The following is a 17241-nucleotide window of genomic DNA, read 5'->3' as shown; positions in this document are numbered from 1 at the left end:
AAAGTTGATCCTTGAAAACTGGATACCGAAAACGAAACATCGCGTTTTAGAATGTTTCTTCTCTACTGCTGTGTTAAACAGCGTAGGCGAGAAATAATATACACCGTTTCTATTTATAGAAACACTTAGGTTAAGCTACTAAGAGCACACGGTGGATGCCTAGGCGCTAGGAGCCGATGAAGGACGTGGCGAACAACGATAAAGCCTCGGGGAGCTGTAAGCAAGCTGTGATCCGGGGATGTCCGAATGGGGAAACCTAACTGGATTCATCTCCAGTTACTCACACCTGAATACATAGGGTGTGCAGAGGCAGACGAGGGGAACTGAAACATCTAAGTACCCTCAGGAAAAGAAAACAAGAGTGATTCCGTCAGTAGCGGCGAGCGAACGCGGAACAGCCCAAACCAAGAAGCTTGCTTCTTGGGGTTGTGGGACGTCTCTTTGGAGTTACAAAGGAATGAGGTAGGCGAAGAGGTCTGGAAAGGCCCGCAAGACAAGGTGAAAGCCCTGTAGCTTAAATCTCATTCTCTCCGAGACGGATCCCGAGTAGTGCGGGGCACGTGAAACCCCGTATGAATCTGCCAGGACCATCTGGTAAGGCTAAATACTCCCTAGCGACCGATAGTGAAGCAGTACCGTGAGGGAAAGGTGAAAAGGACCCCGGAAGGGGAGTGAAATAGAACCTGAAACCGTGTGCTTACAAAAAGTCAGAGCCCTATTAATGGGTGATGGCGTGCCTTTTGTAGAATGAACCGGCGAGTTACGTTCCCGTGCAAGGTTAAGGTGAAAAGCCGGAGCCGCAGCGAAAGCGAGTCTGAATAGGGCGACTAAGTACGTGGACGTAGACCCGAAACCAGGTGATCTACCCCTGTCCAGGGTGAAGGTACGGTAACACGTACTGGAGGCCCGAACCCACGCACGTTGAAAAGTGCGGGGATGAGGTGGGGGTAGCGGAGAAATTCCAATCGAACCTGGAGATAGCTGGTTCTCCCCGAAATAGCTTTAGGGCTAGCCTCGGAAGTTGAGTCGTGGAGGTAGAGCACTGATTGGATGCGGGGCCCGCAAGGGTTACCAAGTTCAGTCAAACTCCGAATGCCACAGACTTTATTCCGGGAGTCAGACAGTGAGTGCTAAGATCCATTGTCGAAAGGGAAACAGCCCAGACCATCAGCTAAGGTCCCCAAGTGTGTGTTAAGTGGGAAAGGATGTGAAGTTGCACAGACAACCAGGATGTTGGCTTAGAAGCAGCCACCATTGAAAGAGTGCGTAATAGCTCACTGGTCGAGTGACTTTGCGCCGAAAATGTAACGGGGCTAAACACACCACCGAAGCTATGGCTTGATACATTAGTATCAGGGGTAGGGGAGCGTTGAATGAAGATTGAAGGTGTACCGCAAGGAGCGCTGGACCTCATTCAAGTGAGAATGCCGGTATGAGTAACGAAAAGATCAGTGAGAATCTGATCCGCCGAAAACCCAAGGATTCCTGAGGAAGGCTCGTCCTCTCAGGGTAAGTCGGGACCTAAGGCGAGGCCGAAAGGCGTAGTCGACGGACAACAGGTTGAAATTCCTGTACCACCGAAAGCCGTTATGAGCAATGGGATGACGCAGGAGGATAGTGACGCGGACTGATGGATGTCCGTTCAAGCAGTGAGGCTGGTATGTAGGCAAATCCGCATACCGCAAGGCCAGGCTGTGATGAGGAGCGAAAATTGTAGTAGCGAAGGTCATGATTTCACACTGCCAAGAAAAGTCTCTAGCCAGGAAGCAGGTGCCCGTACCGTAAACCGACACAGGTGGGTGAGAAGAGAATTCTAAGGCGCGCGGAAGAACTCTCGTTAAGGAACTCGGCAAAATGACCCCGTAACTTCGGGAGAAGGGGTGCCCCGGTAGTGTGAATAGCACGAGGGGGCCGCAGTGAAAAGGCCCAAGCGACTGTTTAGCAAAAACACAGGTCTGTGCGAAGCCGCAAGGCGAAGTATACGGGCTGACGCCTGCCCGGTGCTGGAAGGTTAAGGGGAGTGGTTAGCGCAAGCGAAGCTATGAACCGAAGCCCCAGTAAACGGCGGCCGTAACTATAACGGTCCTAAGGTAGCGAAATTCCTTGTCAGGTAAATTCTGACCCGCACGAATGGCGTAACGATTTGGGCGCTGTCTCAACGAGAGATCCGGTGAAATTTTAATACCTGTGAAGATGCAGGTTACCCGCGACAAGACGGAAAGACCCCATGGAGCTTTACTGCAACTTGATATTGAACTGGGGTGCGATTTGTACAGGATAGGTGGGAGCCGTAGAAACCGGAGCGCAAGCTTCGGTCGAGGCGCCGTTGGGATACCACCCTGATCGCATTTGAGTTCTAACCTCGTACCGTGATCCGGTACAGGGACCGTGTCAGGTGGGCAGTTTGACTGGGGCGGTCGCCTCCTAAAGTGTAACGGAGGCGCCCTAAGGTTCCCTCAGAATGGTTGGAAATCATTCGAAGAGTGTAAAGGCATAAGGGAGCTTGACTGCGAGACAGACACGTCGAGCAGGGACGAAAGTCGGGCTTAGTGATCCGGTGGTACCGCATGGAAGGGCCATCGCTCAACGGATAAAAGCTACCCTGGGGATAACAGGCTTATCTCCCCCAAGAGTCCACATCGACGGGGAGGTTTGGCACCTCGATGTCGGCTCATCGCATCCTGGGGCTGAAGTAGGTCCCAAGGGTTGGGCTGTTCGCCCATTAAAGCGGTACGCGAGCTGGGTTCAGAACGTCGTGAGACAGTTCGGTCCCTATCTGTCGTGGGCGTAGGAAATTTGAGAGGAGCTGTCCTTAGTACGAGAGGACCGGGATGGACGCACCGCTGGTGTACCAGTTGTTCCGCCAGGAGCATCGCTGGGTAGCTACGTGCGGAAGGGATAAGCGCTGAAAGCATCTAAGCGTGAAGCCCCCCTCAAGATGAGATTTCCCAGTATGTAAGACCCCTTGTAGACGACGAGGTTGATAGGTTGGGGGTGGAAGTGCCGTAAGGCATGGAGCTGACCAATACTAATCGGTCGAGGGCTTATCCAAATCTACAAACGCGGTGTTTCAGTTTTCGGATTCAGTTTTCAGGGAGCAACTAACCTGTCTGTATATGATTTAACATGGAGAGATACCCAAGTGGCTATAAGGGGACCCTCTGCTAAGGGGTTAGACTGCGTTAGCGGTGCGAGGGTTCGAATCCCTCTCTCTCCGCCACTAGATCTTATGTTAAATAAGAATAGTGGACAGCATATCATGAAAGACTAGTTTTTAAATGTGGCGGTGTAGCTCAGCTGGCTAGAGCGTACGGTTCATACCCGTGAGGTCGGGGGTTCGATTCCCTTCGCCGCTACCATACATATCCCTGGAGATTTAGCTCAGCTGGGAGAGCATCTGCCTTACAAGCAGAGGGTCGGCGGTTCGATCCCGTCAATCTCCACCACCATATGCCGGTGTAGCTCAGTTGGTAGAGCAACTGACTTGTAATCAGTAGGTCGGGGGTTCAAATCCTCTCGCCGGCACCATTTTCATTTCAAAAAGTTATACAACCCTGGAACCGTGGTGTAGGGGTTAACATGCCTGCCTGTCACGCAGGAGATCGCGGGTTCAAATCCCGTCGGTTCCGCCATTTTTTTAATTAAATAAAATATATAATGAATATGTTATGGCTCGGTAGCTCAGTCGGTAGAGCAGAGGACTGAAAATCCTCGTGTCGGCGGTTCGATTCCGTCCCGAGCCACCATTTTTTGTATTCATTATGGAGGCTTAGCGAAGTGGCCAAACGCAGCAGACTGTAAATCTGTTCTCTCCGAGTTCGGTGGTTCGAATCCATCAGCCTCCACCAGTTTTATTTACTTTAAACTTAATATGAGTCATTAGCTCAGTCGGTAGAGCACCTGACTTTTAATCAGGGTGTCGAAGGTTCGAGCCCTTCATGACTCATCATATTAAAAAGCATCTTGCTAATCAGCAGGGTGCTTTTTGTTTTGTCTGCTTTTTTGTATAATTTGATGGAGTAGTCTTATTATGTTGATTTTTTATCCATATAATAAGTAGCCATCAATGTATGATTCTAGCTATGGAAGGAATTTATGATATGAACTGGAGTACATTAAAAGAACATATTGAATCAATCATAGATTACCGTATTGAAGAACAGTCTGTGGCTGTGAAAGATTGGGAATCAGATACGTATCGAGCGGGTCGAGAAGAAAGTGGATGGATCGCTGTGAAGCAAGATCTTGCTATAGTTACGTTATGGCAAATTCAACCGAAAGCTATTTCTTTAAACGCTTCTAGTACTTCCAAAGATTCAGAAGAGTCACTCGATAGTGATCATCAACATGTTATCCTTAAGCTTAGATCATTGTTGGAATTATTGTTGCCTGCATTTACAGCATCTATGGCTACAGCAAGTCAGCCTTCTTCATTGTCTATTCGTGAACAAGGGATACAACAGCTAAGTGCTTGGATGACAGAGCAGCTAGATATAGGACAGTCAAAAGCGATTATTCCGGATGGGTATCTTCTGAAAGAAAGATTAACCAGTTCGATGATTCCTTTTTTATTAATTGCGGATAGTCTTCAGACGGGTGTGCTTACAACCAAAGAATTAGAGAAGCTATTATATAGTTATTTTGGTGGAGAAGTATTATTATTGCCATTATCCCCAAATGAATGGTTTATCCTCACAAATCGTGAACTGATTGAAGATAGTTCTGATTTAAAACAAAGTCATGGTCGTGACTCTGATATAGAAGTAGAAGATACGGAAGAAGATGTACTGATGGATTTTTCATTAGGATTGTATGAATTGATTGCTAGTGAATGGGTAGGTATATTTCATATTGGTGTATCCAAGCCGATTGTTCCTAGTGAACGATTACTGGCTGAAGTCTCTCTATTGAAAGAAACAGTCACTCTAGGTAGACTTTTTCATGTTAAAGATCATATTCATCTTCCCGGGGAACTGTCTTTGGAGCGTCTATTGTACCGGATTCCTGATGAAGACCGTGCAGATTTTGTAGCTAGAGCAGATCAATATTCAGATATGCTGGCTGATGAAGAGACAGTGGCTACGTTGGAGACTTTTTTCAAAATGGACTGTAATGTTAGTGAGACGGCAAAGCAATTGTATATTCATCGTAATACATTATTGTACCGTTTGGACAAAATTAAGCAGGAGACGGAATTGGATGTACGGCGGTTTGAAGACGCTGTTTTGATGAAGTTAACACTGCTATTGTATAAAGTGACAAAAAGCTGATGATTTTTTTGTATAGTTTGTCGATAGATGTCTTGGCGTGATTAGGGTAAGATAATAATAGAAAAAGAAATCGGTTACATAGGCGATCGTTATCACCTTCGCAGCCGTAATTCATAGCTGATTTTACTATTGAAATGAAGTTATAACTTATCGAAAAGATGTTGTAAACTCTACTCGATATTACAAATCAGACTACGGATTGATCAAGGACATATGCTCTATGATGTAACGTTATTACACTTTTAATTACAAAATGACATTCATATTCCAGGGAGGCTATTATTATGGCAGGCGTACGCTTAGAACACATTTTCAAGAAATATCCGGGTTCTGACAAAGCAACAGTTATCGACGTTAATTTGGATATCAAGGATAAAGAGTTCCTAGTACTGGTTGGACCTTCAGGTTGTGGTAAATCTACAACTCTTCGTATGATTGCTGGTCTGGAAGAAATTTCAGAAGGTAAATTGTACATTGGCGATCGCGTTGTTAACGATGTAGCTCCAAAAGACCGCGATATCGCGATGGTATTCCAATCTTACGCTTTGTACCCACATATGGATGTATATTCTAATATGGCGTTTGGTTTGAAATTGCGTAAAGTGAAAAAAGACGAAATCGAAAAACGTGTACGTGAAGCAGCTAAAATTCTCGATATCGAGCATTTGCTAGATCGTAAACCAAAAGCACTTTCTGGTGGTCAACGTCAGCGTGTTGCTTTGGGACGTGCGATTGTCCGTGATCCTCAAGTCTTCTTGATGGATGAGCCTCTTTCTAACTTGGATGCTAAACTTCGTGGTCAGATGCGTGCTGAGATTACTAAACTAGCTAAACGTCTTCAAACGACTGTTATCTATGTAACGCATGATCAGATCGAAGCAATGACAATGGGTGATCGTATCGTTGTTATGAAAGATGGTATTATTCAACAAGCAGCTTCTCCAGAAGAATTGTACAATCACCCACGTAATATGTTCGTAGCGGGCTTTATTGGTTCTCCTACAATGAACTTTATCCGTGGTACATTGTCCGAAAAATCAGGCGGTCTAACATTCAGCGCTGCTGGTGTTGAGCTTGCTATCCCTGGTGGTAAAGCGCAAATCTTGAAAGACCAAGGATTCACAGGTAAAGAAGTGATTCTGGGTGTTCGTCCAGAAGATATTCATGAAGAGCCTGTATTCTTAGAAGCTTCTCCAGCGACTGCTTTTACAGCTAAAGTAGACGTATCTGAGAACTTGGGTCATGAAATGTTGCTATACTTGAGCGGTGTAGGTACAGACACTGTTGTTGCTCGTGTTGATGGTCGTTCCACTACTCGTGATAACGCTACAGCAACTATGGCTATTGATATGAACAAAGTTCATATTTTTGATACAGAATCTCAAGATAACTTGTTCTACACAGATCCTTCTTAATCCGTTACATCATATAACGTAAGAAGTTCTGATTGAACATTCGATAAAAGACTTACTATTCTGGTTTCGATCAGAAGGGTAAGTCTTTTTTTATGATAAAATGCGCATATCGAATAATGAACATGTAGTAGAGTTAGACGTGTAAACAATCTATAGATTTGTAAGTGAATCTGCCAATATAATTGATTTAACTAGCATTTTCTATTACGATGAGTACATTGGACATATTATGTACAGTGCGGAAAAGGATGGTTTGTGAAAAATCTATCTTTTTGGCGATGATCGTTTGGCTTTGGATTATGAATCACATAGAATACACCATACAGGATAAGCAACCTACTTAGAGAAAGGAAGAACAGAATGGCCAAACATGTGAAAGTTTCAGAATTGGTACAAATGTTCCAGCTTGAAGTTGTATCTGGAGGACTTGGCTTAAAGCGAAATATTATGGTAGATGACTTGAACCGACCAGGATTAGAAATGGCGGGGTATTTTGAATATTATCCGACAGAACGTGTACAGATTCTAGGTAGAACTGAACTTGCGTTTTTCAAAATGTTAACTCATGAAGAAAAAGCAGATCGTATGAAGCGCCTTTGTAATGATGAGACACCTTGTCTGGTAATTACACGTGGACTTGAAGTACCTGAAGAGTTGATTGCGAGCAGTGAAGAGCATAATGTTCCTGTCTTACGTAGCAATCTGGCAACAACGATTTTATCCAGCCGTATTACAGGCTTTTTGGAGAAAAAATTAGCACCAACGGCTACGATTCATGGTGTATTGGTAGACCTTTATGGTGTAGGGATGCTGATTACAGGTAGTAGTGGTATTGGTAAAAGTGAAACAGCTCTAGAACTCGTCAAACGTGGACATCGCTTGATTGCCGATGATGCGGTAGAAATCCGTCAAACTTCGGATAATCAGCTTCATGGTACAGCTCCTGAATTGATTCGCCACCTACTTGAAATTCGTGGAGTCGGTATTATCAACGTGATGACTTTGTTTGGTGCAGGTGCGATTCGTAACAACAAACGAATTACTCTGGTCGTGCGTTTAGAAGCATGGCAACAAGAGAAACAGTATGATCGTATCGGATTGGATGAAGAAACGACACGTATTATCGATACAGATGTACCTTTAGTAACGATTCCAGTACGCCCAGGACGAAATCTAGCTGTTATTATTGAAGTGGCAGCGATGAACTTCCGCTTAAAACGTATGGGTTATAATGCAGCATTGCAATTTACTCATAAATTAACGGAAACGATTGCTGAAGATCTGGATGAACTGGACTAAGGAGAGTGTTACATGGGGACATCATTAATTAACCCGATTGCTTTCTCAATCGGAGCGCTTCAGGTGCACTGGTATGGATTAATTCTAGGTACCGGCGCATTAGTCGGGTTATTGCTATTAATTCGTGAAGGACGTCGATTCGGGATTCCACAAGAATTTTTTATGGATCTGGTGCTATTCGGCGTTCCTTCCGCTATTATTGCAGCACGTATCTATTATGTAGCATTTCGCTGGCCGGATTATAGAGATAACTTTTGGGATGTTTTTAAAATTTGGAATGGCGGGATCGCTATATATGGTGCATTAATAGGTTCGATTATTTGTGCGATCATTTATACGCGTAAAAAAGGATATAGCTTCTGGCGTATTATGGATTTATGTGCACCTTATTTGCTTGTCGGACAAGCGATTGGGCGTTGGGGGAACTTTGTAAATCAGGAAGCCTATGGCGGCCCTGTAGAAGAATCTTTTTTAAGAGGTAATCTTCATTTGCCTGATTTTATCGTCAATCAGATGAATGTGAATGGCGTGTTCCATCACCCTACCTTTTTGTATGAGTCGATCTGGAACCTTGTTGGTGTAATTGCTTTATGTGTATTACGCCGTCGTGCTTTCGTACGTAGTGGAGAGATCTTCTTCTCGTATCTGATCTGGTATGGAATTGGACGCTTCTTTATTGAAGCACTTCGTACAGATAGTCTTACTTTTGAAGGTCCGCAATGGTTAGTTGCTATTGTAAATGGTCTTTGGACTCCAATGACATGGTTTGGATTCCAACAGGGAGCGATTGAGCCAGGATACGGAAATATCCGAGTATCCCAATTGTTATCGCTTATCTTGATTGTAGCGGCTATTCTGTTAATCATTATTCGTCGTCGTGCAGGTCTATCTAAAGAGCATTATAGTGATCCTATTGTGTCATCTAAAGTAGCTCAACATGAAGTAGACACAGAACACGATAAAGCTACAGGATCTTCTTCAGCACCAACGGTTGATTCATCATCTACTGCTAAAGATAGATATGATCATCCAAAAGAAGATAAGATTCACAATGAACGCAAGGAGTAGTGAATTTATGATTGATACGGTTTTATTAGATTTGGATGGAACGATTGTAGATACCAATGAGTTGATTATTGCTTCGTTTATCAATACGTTGGAAAGTAATGGATTGAATCCATTAACTAGAGAACAAATTATTCCTCATATGGGATTAACTTTGGAACAGCAACTACGTGCTTTTTCGGGTGTAGACGATGTAACTTCTTATGTTACAGCATATCGTGAGTATAGTGCGATTCATCATGATGCGATGGTGGCTCCTTTTCCAGAAGTGAACGAAGTATTAACACGTTTACAAGCAGCAGGGATTAAATTGGGTGTAGTGACAACCAAAATTCGTCCCAATACGCTCAAAGTATTGGAAATGTTTCAATTGGACCAATTTATGCAGGTGATTATTACACAGGATGATGTTGAGCATACCAAGCCTCATCCTCAACCGATTGAACGTGCTATGGAAGCTCTAGGTTCTTCTCCTGAGCGTACACTGATGGTGGGTGATAGTCCTGCCGATTTGCAGTCTGCATCAGCAGCAGGTGTAATGTCAGCGGCTGTTGCCTGGTCGCTTAAAGGTGAGGAAGAGCTGTCCAAGTATCACCCGCAGTATATTTTGCACAGCATGAGTGATCTATATGAATTGGTGCTTGGCGATACGGTCGATCGATGAGAAAAACCGAGCGTTTTCCTGTCAAAGAGGGACCTAATGCCTTGCGTCAGATTTATCGCACAGTCAGCCCGTGGAAAGGCGTTCGGAACTTTATATGTATTCAAGCTGCGCGGTATTGTCCAATCTTGGAATGGAAAAATTGGATTTACCGCCACTTGCTACATATGGAAGTCGGCAAAGATACGGCTTTTGGACTGATGGTGATGGTGGATGTATTTTTCCCGGAAAAAATAAAGATTGGGACGAATACGGTAATTGGATACAATACAACGATTCTTGCTCATGAATATCTAATTCGTGAATATCGCTTAGGGAATGTAGTGATTGGCGATGAAGTGATGATTGGAGCAAATACTACGATTTTGCCAGGTGTTACGATTGGTGATGGTGCAGTCGTTGCTGCTGGATCGGTTGTACATACAGATGTAGCCGCAGGTACATTTGTTGGTGGTAATCCGTTGCGTGTCTTAACTAGACGCAATCCGGAGAATACAATAAATCTCAAAAATGATGAAGATCTACTGCATTAAATAGCTTTACAAGAGCGTTGTGGTACAAGAGCGCAGCATTTCTGGACTTGTTCGGGAACAGAATAAGTCGAAATATTGCATCATATTGATGTACCATTTTAAAGAATAAGGGGATGCTTTTACATTGAATCAAATAAAGAAGGAACGGCTAACACAGCTTGATTTCTTCCGTGCGATTGCCATTATTGGGGTACTGCATGTTCATTCTACATCGGTGGCAACGACAGAAGCGATGAATACGTCGATTTATTATCTGTTTAATTTTCTAAATATTTTCTTTAAGTATGGAACACCTTCATTTATCTTTTTGAGTAGTTTTGTATTGTTTTATAATTACTATGACAGACCACTTACAGGCAAACTAATCGGGAGCTTTTATAAAAAAAGAATGCTCTATATTTTGTTGCCGTATGTTTTGATATCGGCTTTGTATTTCTGGTATAAGCTTGCTCAGCGTGGTCAATTAGATGATCCCCCACTTCAATTGTTAGGGGATTACTGGTATGCGATCACTCATGGTTCTGCCTATACTCATTTGTATTTTGTATTTATTAGTGTGCAGTTCTATCTTCTATTTCCAATTATGCTTGCTTTGCTGAAAAGTCAGCGTTGGGTAGCACGTTGGGCGATTCCAATCGGGCTTGCTTTGCAGTGGGGATTCGTAATCTGGAATAAGTATGATCTTCATTATGCTACAAAAGGCAGTCTGGCGATTTCGTATTTCTCTTACTATATGATGGGTGCATTTGTAGCGATTTATTTCAAACCATTTCGTGCATGGCTCATGAGCAAATGGACAGACATGTCTGAAAGGCAAAGAGTTAGTACGATATTGTTGTGGGGTACTTGGCTAGTTACTGGATTGATCTATGTACAAATCTGGTATAGTGCTCGTATGACCAATGAATGGTTAGATTCGTTAGTTTATGAACTGATGTGGAATGTATATACGATGTTATCTTCATTAGTATTACTTCACTCTGCTTTTATTCTTAATCGGATAGCTCCCAAATGGGTATTAGCGATTATGCGCCGATTAGGAGAATTATCGTTTGCGATTTATTTAGTTCATCCATTTGTATTGGCTTACTATCGTGAAACAAGAGAATTTCTTACGTTAGGCACATTAGGTTATTTTATCTGGATCTATGGCGGAATGTTATGTGCATTAATCATTTCAGCCGTCTTCGTACAAATGGTCTTTAGAAGAGTATCGTTCTCATGGGTATTGCTAGGCAGTATTCCAGCTTCATTATCTGGACGACACAAAAACAAAAAACAAGCAAAATCAAATAGTCGTACAACCAAAACAGACGCTGTGAAAAGACCAAGTCCCTAACAGTTGTCATGACATGATTCAGTTGAAGTCTGTATGTGCAAAACCACCTTTAAAGCTAAGGTGGTTTTTTTATTTTCCGGGAAATAATGTGAGATATGATTAGCTAGGATTAGTTAGGTTGATCGTATGGTTAATGATACAATTAGAAATATAAAAATCTGATAAACCCATCTACTTTGGAATACATATTTACAGGTAAAGTTGCGTTGACGGTCGATATCGATTTGTGTTATTATATCCAATATCCTTTACTTTATTAGCAAAGTAACACTTTAAAGCGTTAAAATATTGATCAATTAGAGGTGACTGTTTTGTCCAAGCCCAAAGGATTCGAAAAGCCCGCAGGTGTACGTGATTATCTACCGCATGTTGTAACCAAATTGCGTCATATTGAACGCAATGTACTGGACTGCATGTCTGAGTGGGGCTATCGTCAGATTATAACGCCTACAATGGAATATTATGATACGGTTGGTGTAGCTAGTTCTACATCAGATCGCAAACTATATAAAATGTTAAATAACCGTGGAACAACGATGGTATTACGTTCGGATATGACTACACCGATCGCTCGTGTAATGGGTTCTGTTTTAAAAGAAGAATCATTACCTGTTCGTCTGTCTTATCATGCCAATGTGTTCCGCTCGATTGAAGAAAAAGCGGGACGGGAGACAGAATTTTTTCAAACCGGTGCAGAATTAGTAGGAAATGATTCAGCTGAAGGAGATGCAGAAGTGATTGCTTTAGCGATTGCTTCATTGCAAGCAGCAGGAGTAGAAACATTCAAAATTTCACTCGGACATGTTGGATTTTTGACAGGCTTATTGGAAGAAGTATTACCGGATCAAACGATCGAACAAGAAGCACTGAAAGAAACGTTGCTTAATCGTGATTTTGTTGGCTTCCGAGAACAGTTAGCACATTTTCAATTGTCTTCAGAACAGCGCCAAGAATTAGAAGGATTGCTTCGTTTGCGTGGAGCGCAAGATATTTGTCGTCAAGCGACAGCGTTAAGTAGTAATCCACGTGCTATCGCTTCGATTCAGCATTTGTGCAAAGTATGGGAAGTGCTAGAAGCGTATGGCGTATCTGAGCATGTGATGATCGATTTAACGATGATCGGAGACTTTTCGTATTATACAGGTATGGTATTTGAAGGGTATGCAGCAGAGCTGGGCTTTCCTGTATGTAGTGGAGGACGGTATGATAATCTGCTTACCCAATTCGGAAGACCTGTAGCTGCTACAGGATTTGCTTTGAAAACGAATCGGATACTGGACGGGGTTAATCTTCTTTTACCACAAGAAGAAGCACCCGTACTGATCGCTTATGATGTAAATAGTCGACGTGAAGCATTCGCACATGCTACAGAACTTCGTCGCCAAGGCAAAATTGTGATCACTGAACATATCGAAGCGACTCACAGACTAGAACCATCTACAGATACTCATCCATTAACAGTGAAATATAGTCAGACAATTCGTTTTACCGATGGACAAGTCATTTCTATCTAAAACGTAATCAGATATATAGTAAATAACAGGGAGATGTACCCTTCTATGACACAAATTCTTAAAGTTGCGATGCCAAAAGGGCGTATCTATAAAAAGGCAGCAGAGCTTTTTCGTAAAGCAGGGATTGAGGTTCCTTTAGATGTCGATGATTCACGGAAATTAATTGTACATTTACCTGAAGTGGGTATGGAATTTATTCTAGCCAAGCCAGTCGATGTACCGATCTATGTGGAACATGGAGTTGCCGATATCGGTATTGTTGGTAAAGACGTACTGATTGAAGAAAATCGAGCAGTATACGAATTATTGGATCTGGGTATAGCTCGTTGCCGGATGTCTGTAATTGGTCTACCGGATTGGAAGCCCGGTATTCAGCAACGTGTAGCTACCAAGTATCCAAATGTGGCTTCTCAATATTTCCGGGAGCAAGGACAACAAGTCGAAGTCATTAAATTAAACGGTTCGATCGAGCTTGCACCGATGATTGGTCTTGCTGATCGTATTGTGGATATGGTCGAAACGGGAGAAACATTACGCGAAAACGGATTAGTTGAAATGGAGACTTTATTTGGTATTACCAGTCGCTTAATTGCTAACCGTGTCAGTTATCGGATGAAAAATGAAGAAATTCAACAGCTATGCGATCAATTACAACGGGTGATTCCAGAGCCAACATGACTTGAATAAATATAAAGTAATCTGTATAGATGGATATATTACACCCTAGATAAACAGAACACAGTGGGACAGATAAGGGGGAAATAGCAGTGAAGATCGTATCTGCACGAGATTTTGATTTGCGAAGAGAAGTGGATTACGGATCACCAGAGCAAAATGCAACTGTGAAGCAAATTGTGCAAGATATCAAGCACACTGGAGACCAAGCTTTGTTACAGTATACCAAGCAGTTCGATGGTGCAGACCTGACAGCAGACTTGCTTCGTGTCACCGATGAAGAGTTGCAAGCAGCTTATCAAGAAGTAGAACCTTCTTTTGTCCAAGCGATTACAGCGGCGGCTCATAATATTCGTCAATTTCATGAAAAGCAAAAACGTAACTCATGGATGGATCTACAATCGGATGGAAGTCTATTAGGGCAAATCATTCGTCCGCTCAAACGTGTCGGTGTCTATGTTCCCGGTGGGAAAGCAGCTTACCCTTCTTCTGTACTAATGAATGTAATTCCAGCTCAAGTGGCAGGTGTACCAGAGATCGTGATGGTGACCCCTCCTTCAACAGGTGGTAAAGAAGGAATTAACCCTTATATTCTAGTCACCGCAGCAGAAGCAGGAGTGACTGAAATGTATCGTGTCGGTGGAGCTCAAGCGATAGCGGCACTAGCCTATGGTACTCAAAGTATAGAACCGGTGGATAAAATTTGCGGACCGGGTAATATCTATGTTGCACTGGCGAAGCGGGAAGTGTACGGTGTTGTTGATATTGATAGCATTGCAGGCCCAAGCGAAATTGTTGTACTAGCAGATGAATATGCGAATCCAGCTTATATTGCAGCAGACTTGTTGTCTCAAGCGGAACATGATGAGATGGCTTCTGCCATTCTAGTGACTTGTTCTGAACAGCTGGCAGCTGCTGTAGCTTCAGAAGTACAACAACAATTAGAAACATTGCCTCGTCAAACTATTGCTAATGCTTCGATTCAGAATCATGGAGCAATTATTGTGACAGAAACGATCGCAGAAGGTATCGATGTAGTCAATCGACTTGCTCCTGAGCATCTGGAGATTATGGTCGAACAACCGATGAATTATGTAGGCATGATCGAAAATGCCGGGGCGATTTTCCTCGGAAATTACAGTTCAGAACCAGTAGGCGATTATTTTGCTGGACCGAATCATATTATTCCGACCAATGGAACAGCGCGCTTTTCTTCCCCTGTAGATGTCGATGATTTTATCAAAAAATCAAGTATGATCTATTATAGTAAAGAAGCATTGTTAACGAATGGGAATACGATTATGGAGTTAGCTCGCCATGAAGGATTAGAAGGTCATGCACGCGCAATCGCGATTCGTTTGGAACAAGAAGGTTAAGCTTTGACCCATAGATACTTTAGAACCCAAGCAGGAGGTATAGGTATGTCAACTGAAAGCCAGAATACACGTCAAGCCGATGTCAGCCGTAAAACCAATGAAACGAATATTCAGCTTGCTTTTAACGTCGATGGAACAGGTATTTCTGAAATAGAGACAGATGTTCCTTTTCTAAATCATATGTTGGATTTGTTCACCAAGCATGGACATTTCGATCTAAATCTCAAAGCACAAGGTGATATTGAGATTGATGATCATCACACGGTAGAAGATATCGGTATCTGTCTTGGACAGACGCTACGTGAAGCATTAGGTGATAAACGTGGGATTAAACGTTATAGCAGTGTATTTATTCCGATGGATGAAGCTTTGGCACAAGTGGTGATTGATGTGAGTAATCGTCCGCATTTTGAATATCGTGCTGAATATCCTTCTTCACAAGTAGGCAGTTTCCAGACAGAACTGGTTCATGAATTTTTGTGGAAATTTGCTTTAGAAGCGCGAATTACTCTTCATGTCATCGTACATTATGGGCAAAATACGCATCATATGATTGAAGCGATTTTCAAAGCATTAGGACGTGCTGTGGATGAAGCAACAACGATTGATCCACGTGTGACAGGAGTACCTTCGACGAAGGGAGTGCTATAACAGATGGCGATCGCTATTGTTGATTATGGAATAGGCAATCTGCATAGTGTCAGCAAAGCGATTGAACGATTAGGCTATGAAGGTATAGTCACAGGCGATCGTGATGAGATTCTGAATGCAGAGGGTGTCATTTTACCAGGTGTAGGTGCTTTTGGAGATGCAATGAATCATATTCGTGAAGGCGGTATGGATCATGTTGTGCTTGAAGTTGCCAACAGTCGTAAGCCTTTGTTGGGTATTTGTCTAGGGATGCAGTTGTTATTTACAGAAGGTGAAGAGCATGGTATTCATCAAGGACTGAATATTTTACCGGGCAAAGTGGTGAAGTTCGAAGATAGTGATTACAAAATTCCGCATATGGGCTGGAATCGACTAGAGTACAAACAACCGGATCATCCTCTTGTGCGTGACCTTTATAACGGGCATGTATACTTCGTTCATTCGTATCATGTCAAACCCGATCATGCAGATGATCTGATTGCTGTATGTGATTATGGGCAACCGGTTACCGCCATTGTAGGACGAGATAATGTATACGGTATGCAATTTCATCCTGAAAAAAGTGGAGAATTGGGTACGTTGTTATTACGCAATTTCTTAGCATTATGTACGGGTGAGCGAACGAATTAAGTTGAAAAGAAATCGTTAAATAGATTTTATATATTTTATCGAATGACTTATATAATCAAGGGGGAAATCATATTGTCTTCTTTTACTATTTATCCTGCTATTGATATTCGAGGAGGTCGCTGTGTTCGTTTGATTCAAGGCGATTACAATCAGGAAACTGTCTATAATGATGATCCTGTGGCTGTAGCTACTGATTTCACAGTAAAAGGAGCACAATATGTCCATCTTGTCGATTTGGATGGTGCCAAAGCAGGGCATCCTGTCAACCATGAGTTAATTGGTCGTATTGCTAATGCTGTGTCTGTACCTGTACAAGTGGGTGGCGGATTACGTACGCTGGCAGATGTAGAGACGTTATTGAATCTTGGTGTCAGTCGTGTCATTATCGGTACAGCGGCTATCGAAGATCGTGAATTTACAGAGTCTGTGTTGGGTACATACGGCAATCGTGTAGCAATCGGTATCGATGCACGTAATGGATTTGTAGCGACTCGTGGCTGGTTAGAGACTTCAGAAGTGAAAGCAGAAGTGTTAGCCAAAGAATTAGCGGCTAAAGGAGCCGAAACGTTTATTTTTACCGATATTTCACGTGATGGTATGATGCAAGGTCCTAATATTGATGCGATTGCAGCAATTGCTCAAGCTTCAGGTAAACAAGTGATTGCTTCTGGTGGAGTAACTGTACTGGATGATCTCGTGAAGTTAGCAGCACGTCGTGAAGAAGGAATTAGCGGAGCTATTGTAGGAAAAGCAATCTATACAGGCAATATTGATCTGGAATTAGCTTTACGTACGATTCAGTAAATGTTATCA

Annotated in this window: 13 protein-coding genes, 8 tRNA genes and 1 rRNA gene; all 22 read left to right on the top strand. The window is 42.7% G+C overall.

What is annotated here, in order from left to right; all coding sequences use genetic code 11:
* Positions 1 to 128 precede the first annotated feature (128 nt).
* Positions 129 to 3052, top strand: a 23S ribosomal RNA gene (locus tag RCP16_RS18260).
* 76 nt (positions 3053 to 3128) lie between these two features.
* Positions 3129 to 3220, top strand: a tRNA-Ser gene (locus tag RCP16_RS18255).
* Between the two features lie 62 nt (positions 3221 to 3282).
* A tRNA-Met gene (locus tag RCP16_RS18250) sits at positions 3283 to 3359 on the top strand.
* 11 nt (positions 3360 to 3370) lie between these two features.
* Positions 3371 to 3446: transfer RNA gene (locus tag RCP16_RS18245), tRNA-Val, on the top strand.
* 6 nt (positions 3447 to 3452) lie between these two features.
* Positions 3453 to 3528 (top strand) — tRNA-Thr (locus tag RCP16_RS18240).
* Between the two features lie 28 nt (positions 3529 to 3556).
* Positions 3557 to 3632: transfer RNA gene (locus tag RCP16_RS18235), tRNA-Asp, on the top strand.
* A 38-nt stretch (positions 3633 to 3670) separates the two neighbouring features.
* Positions 3671 to 3746 (top strand) — tRNA-Phe (locus RCP16_RS18230).
* 17 nt (positions 3747 to 3763) lie between these two features.
* Positions 3764 to 3848: transfer RNA gene (locus tag RCP16_RS18225), tRNA-Tyr, on the top strand.
* Between the two features lie 25 nt (positions 3849 to 3873).
* Positions 3874 to 3946, top strand: a tRNA-Lys gene (locus RCP16_RS18220).
* 136 nt (positions 3947 to 4082) lie between these two features.
* Positions 4083 to 5270 carry a PucR family transcriptional regulator gene (locus RCP16_RS18215; protein WP_308641002.1) on the top strand — a complete coding sequence of 396 codons (1188 nt, stop codon included), beginning with the start codon at positions 4083 to 4085 and terminating at the stop codon, positions 5268 to 5270.
* Positions 5271 to 5554: 284 nt separating this feature from the next.
* Complete coding sequence (locus RCP16_RS18210) at positions 5555 to 6685, top strand: ABC transporter ATP-binding protein (RefSeq protein WP_069325845.1); 1131 nt, start codon at positions 5555 to 5557, stop codon at positions 6683 to 6685.
* Between the two features lie 360 nt (positions 6686 to 7045).
* Positions 7046 to 7984 carry an HPr(Ser) kinase/phosphatase gene (gene hprK / locus RCP16_RS18205; protein ID WP_069325844.1) on the top strand — a complete coding sequence of 313 codons (939 nt, stop codon included), beginning with the start codon at positions 7046 to 7048 and terminating at the stop codon, positions 7982 to 7984.
* Positions 7985 to 7996: 12 nt separating this feature from the next.
* Complete coding sequence (lgt, locus tag RCP16_RS18200; RefSeq protein WP_083243291.1) at positions 7997 to 9052, top strand: prolipoprotein diacylglyceryl transferase; 1056 nt, start codon at positions 7997 to 7999, stop codon at positions 9050 to 9052.
* A gap of 7 nt (positions 9053 to 9059) precedes the next feature.
* A complete protein-coding gene (gene ppaX / locus RCP16_RS18195; protein WP_137225568.1) occupies positions 9060 to 9713 on the top strand; it encodes a pyrophosphatase PpaX in 654 nt (217 codons plus the stop codon).
* Positions 9710 to 10243 carry an acyltransferase gene (locus RCP16_RS18190; protein ID WP_069325842.1) on the top strand — a complete coding sequence of 178 codons (534 nt, stop codon included), beginning with the start codon at positions 9710 to 9712 and terminating at the stop codon, positions 10241 to 10243. The genes ppaX and RCP16_RS18190 overlap by 4 nt, the downstream gene beginning before the upstream one ends.
* A 124-nt stretch (positions 10244 to 10367) precedes the next feature.
* Positions 10368 to 11582 (top strand): acyltransferase, encoded by a 1215-nt coding sequence (locus tag RCP16_RS18185; RefSeq protein WP_137225564.1) that lies wholly within the window; start codon positions 10368 to 10370, stop codon positions 11580 to 11582.
* A 311-nt stretch (positions 11583 to 11893) separates the two neighbouring features.
* Positions 11894 to 13096, top strand: coding sequence for an ATP phosphoribosyltransferase regulatory subunit (locus RCP16_RS18180; RefSeq protein ID WP_308641001.1), 1203 nt, complete (start codon positions 11894 to 11896; stop codon positions 13094 to 13096).
* A gap of 45 nt (positions 13097 to 13141) precedes the next feature.
* Positions 13142 to 13774, top strand: coding sequence for an ATP phosphoribosyltransferase (gene hisG / locus RCP16_RS18175; protein WP_069325839.1), 633 nt, complete (start codon positions 13142 to 13144; stop codon positions 13772 to 13774).
* An 89-nt stretch (positions 13775 to 13863) separates the two neighbouring features.
* Positions 13864 to 15147, top strand: coding sequence for a histidinol dehydrogenase (gene hisD / locus RCP16_RS18170; RefSeq protein WP_308641000.1), 1284 nt, complete (start codon positions 13864 to 13866; stop codon positions 15145 to 15147).
* A 45-nt stretch (positions 15148 to 15192) separates the two neighbouring features.
* A complete protein-coding gene (gene hisB, locus RCP16_RS18165; RefSeq protein ID WP_308640999.1) occupies positions 15193 to 15798 on the top strand; it encodes an imidazoleglycerol-phosphate dehydratase HisB in 606 nt (201 codons plus the stop codon).
* Between the two features lie 3 nt (positions 15799 to 15801).
* Positions 15802 to 16428, top strand: coding sequence for an imidazole glycerol phosphate synthase subunit HisH (hisH, locus tag RCP16_RS18160; protein WP_308640998.1), 627 nt, complete (start codon positions 15802 to 15804; stop codon positions 16426 to 16428).
* Positions 16429 to 16500: 72 nt separating this feature from the next.
* Positions 16501 to 17232, top strand: a complete 732-nt coding sequence (hisA, locus tag RCP16_RS18155; RefSeq protein WP_193555971.1) for a 1-(5-phosphoribosyl)-5-[(5-phosphoribosylamino)methylideneamino]imidazole-4-carboxamide isomerase — start codon at positions 16501 to 16503, stop codon at positions 17230 to 17232.
* Positions 17233 to 17241 lie beyond the last annotated feature (9 nt).

Origin of the sequence: Paenibacillus nuruki (assembly GCF_963311185.1) — a bacterium.
Classification (GTDB): domain Bacteria; phylum Bacillota; class Bacilli; order Paenibacillales; family Paenibacillaceae; genus Saccharibacillus; species Saccharibacillus nuruki.
The sequence above is the reverse complement of the archived record's forward strand: the minus strand, read 5'-3'. Positions and strand labels throughout refer to the sequence as shown.